The 3,302-nt window shown below is 24.7% G+C and carries 3 protein-coding genes and 1 pseudogene; 3 read left to right on the top strand and 1 reads right to left on the bottom strand.

Annotated features, from left to right (window positions below):
- From ribH to nusB, 3 genes and pseudogenes are all read left to right on the top strand, one after another.
- The coding region (gene ribH / locus D9V70_RS02370) for a 6,7-dimethyl-8-ribityllumazine synthase (protein WP_158356297.1) at positions 1-392 on the top strand (392 nt) is incomplete at its 5' end.
- Positions 393-868: 476 nt separating this feature from the next.
- Positions 869-1,972, top strand: a pseudogene (gene ribD, locus D9V70_RS03330) (bifunctional diaminohydroxyphosphoribosylaminopyrimidine deaminase/5-amino-6-(5-phosphoribosylamino)uracil reductase RibD).
- Between the two features lie 30 nt (positions 1,973-2,002).
- Positions 2,003-2,416, top strand: coding sequence for a transcription antitermination factor NusB (gene nusB, locus D9V70_RS02385; protein ID WP_158356138.1), 414 nt, complete (start codon positions 2,003-2,005; stop codon positions 2,414-2,416).
- A 40-nt stretch (positions 2,417-2,456) separates the two neighbouring features.
- Here nusB and D9V70_RS03335 read toward each other — a convergent pair.
- Positions 2,457-3,302: transketolase C-terminal domain-containing protein (locus D9V70_RS03335; protein WP_301182238.1), on the bottom strand; the 846-nt coding region annotated here is incomplete at its 5' end.

Here is a 3,302-nt window from a genome sequence, read left to right on the forward strand (position 1 = left end):
TATCAGGAGTAATTGATACACTAAAAAGAATAGGTGAAGTTAATGAAAAAAATATTTTAAAGGTATATGTTCCTGGAACGTACGAAATACCTATTACAGCGAATTATATTGCAAAATCTAAAAAATATGATGCTATTATTGTAATAGGAACCGTTATAAAAGGAAAAACAGATCATTTTAAATATATTTCTAGTGATACTAATAATAGTTTATTAGCTATTAGCACAACATATCTTATACCTATAACGTCAGCAATATTAACAACAAACAATATTGAACAATCAATTGAAAGATCAGGAACAAAAATGGGCAATAAAGGAACTCAAGCTGCTTTAGCTGCATTAGAAATGATTAATGTAATGAATAATCTCAAGATGTTTTTAAAAAAATAGTATATTTATCTTATGCAATATTAATCAGTGATAACTAAATATGTTATATTAAATATTCTTAAAATTTTGAAAATAATTTTAAGTAATTAAAATAAATAATAATTTAAAAAAGTATAAAAAAATAATATTTTTGTTAAAAACTTAATATATGTAATTAGATGTTTAAATATAAAAGACAATGTAAAATATCTTACTTTTTTTAAGTATATAAATATAATAATATATAGTTAAAAAAATTTAAACTTCATATGGAAAAAGTAATTAGAAAAAATATAAAATTAATTTCTTTTAAATATCAAATTATATAAAATAAAATTTATAAAGTACAAACATAATTGTTATAAATATTTTTATACATTGTTAATTCTTTAGAAACTAACAATATACTCAATATTTTTAATAATTTTAGAAAATTATATAAAAAAATAAAAAAATAATTTTAATTTTTTTAGAAAAATACATTTTGGTTTAAAAAAATGAAAGATATATTTTATATGAAAAGAGCAATAAAAATTAGTAAACTAGGTGAATTCACTACTTCTCCTAATCCTAATGTAGGATGTGTGATAGTAAAAGATAATAAAATAATTGGAGAAGGATGGCACAAAAAATCAGGAGATAATCATGCTGAAATAAATGCATTAATAATGGCTGGTGCAAAAGCGAAAGGAGCAGATGTTTATGTGACACTTGAACCATGTAATTATTTTGGAAAAACTCCACCATGTTGTAAAGCATTAATAAAAGCAGGTATAAAACGTGTTATTATATCTAATATAGATCCTAACCCTAAAGTTTCTGGAAATGGAATTTCATACCTAAAAAAAAATGGTATTTCTGTTACAACAGGTTTATTATCAAAAAAATCAGAAAAATGTAATAAAGGTTTTTTTAAAAGAATGAAAACTGGATTGCCATGAATAAAACTTAAATTAGCAATGTCAATAGATGGTAGAATTGCGATGCAAAACGGTGAAAGTAAATGGATTACTTCAAAAAATGCACGTCAAGATGTTCAAAAATTTCGAGCAAAAAGTTCTGTAATTTTAAGTAGCAGTTCTACTATATTAAAAGATAATTCTTTATTAAATGTACGTTATAAAGAACTAGATAAAAAAACATTGTTAACTTTCCCCAAAAAAATATTTCGACAACCGATTAGAGTAATTATAGATAGTAAAAATCGTATTACACCATCACATAAAATGTTCAGAACCAAAGGTAAAATTTGGTTAATACGATTAAAATTAGATAAATTGTCATGGCCAAAAAACACAACACAAATCATTTTTAATGAACGTGATAAAAAAATAAATATTTTATCTGTTTTTAAATTTTTAGGAAAATCAGAAATTAACAGTGTATGGATAGAAGCAGGAAGTACTTTGTCTGGATTTCTATTAGATAAAAATTTAATAGATGAGCTAGTTATATATATAGCACCTAAAATACTTGGACATAAAGCAAAACCATTGTGTCTACTCGATCATAAGCTAAAATTAATTGATTCTCTTCAATTTCAATTGCAAAATATTCGTAAAATAGGTACAGATGTAAGATTGATATTATATCCTAAATAATTGCAACCAATAATAAAGAGAATTGTATTTATGAAACCATCTTCTCGAAGAAAAGCTCGAGCATGCGCTTTACAAATTCTATATTCTTGGGAAATATCTCATAACAATATTAAAGATAGTGCTATAGAATTTTTAAAAGAAAGAAATAAAAAAAACATTGATCTAGAATACTTTCACGAGCTAATTTTTGGTATCACACAAAATTGTAAAAATATAGATAATCTAATGAAACCTTATTTATTTAGATCATTAAAAGAACTAGGACAAATTGAAAAAGCTATTCTTAGAATTTCATTCTATGAACTCTATAATAGAAAAGATATACCCTATAAGGTATCTATTAATGAAGGAATAGAATTAGCAAAATTATTTGGTTCTAAAGATAGTCATAAATTTATCAATGGTGTTTTAGATAAAGCAGCAATAAAAATAAGATATAGTTAAATTGATATTATTAGATAATATTTTTTTAATAAAAAACGTTCTATGATTTTGTTAACCAATAAAATATTTGATTATGAATCCCTTCTTCATCTAATTTATAATCATGTCTAATTTCTTCTTGAGTACCTTGAGAAACAAAATTATCTGGTAAACCAATATTTAAAATAGATAATAAAATTTTATTTAACATAATAAATTCATTTACTGCACTACCTGCTCCACCAGAAATCACACCTTCTTCAAGAGTAATGAAAAATTTATGATTAGAAGAAAGTCTTAAAATTATATCTGTATCTAATGGTTTAACAAAACGCATATCTACTAATGTTGCATCTAAATGATTTGCTGAAAAAAAAGCATTTTTCAATAAAGTACCAAAATTTAAAATAGCTATTTTTTTTCCAATTCTTTTTATAATAGATTGTCCTAATGGAATTCGATTCATTGGCATTAATAATGCTCCAATACCATTCCCTTTAGGATATCTTACTACACTAGGTCCCTTTTTATGCATATAACCAGTATATAACATTTGCTTACATTCATTTTCATCACTAGGAGTCATAATAACTATTCCAGGAATACATCTTAAATAAGCTAAATCAAAAATTCCTTGATGAGTTTGTCCATCATCACCAACAATACCTCCTCTATCAACAGCAAATAAAATAGCTAATTTTTGCAATGCAACATCGTGTATAAGTTGGTCGTAGGCACGTTGTAAAAAAGTAGAATAAATAGATACAACAGGATTATATCCACTAATTGCAAGACCTGCTGCAAAGGTCACTGCATGTTGTTCAGCAATTGCAACATCAAAATATTGGTTTGGAAACAAACGAGAAAATTCAAGCATACCAGAGCCTTCACACATTGCGGGAGTAAT

The sequence above is a fragment of the Buchnera aphidicola (Lipaphis pseudobrassicae) genome, from assembly GCF_005081185.1.
GTDB classification, from domain to species: domain Bacteria; phylum Pseudomonadota; class Gammaproteobacteria; order Enterobacterales; family Enterobacteriaceae; genus Buchnera; species Buchnera aphidicola_AD.

Excerpts from the sequence above, each read along its gene's own strand:
- nusB (WP_158356138.1), top strand. The coding sequence starts at position 2,003 with ATGAAACCATCTTCTCGAAGAAAAGCTCGAGCATGCGCTTTACAAATT.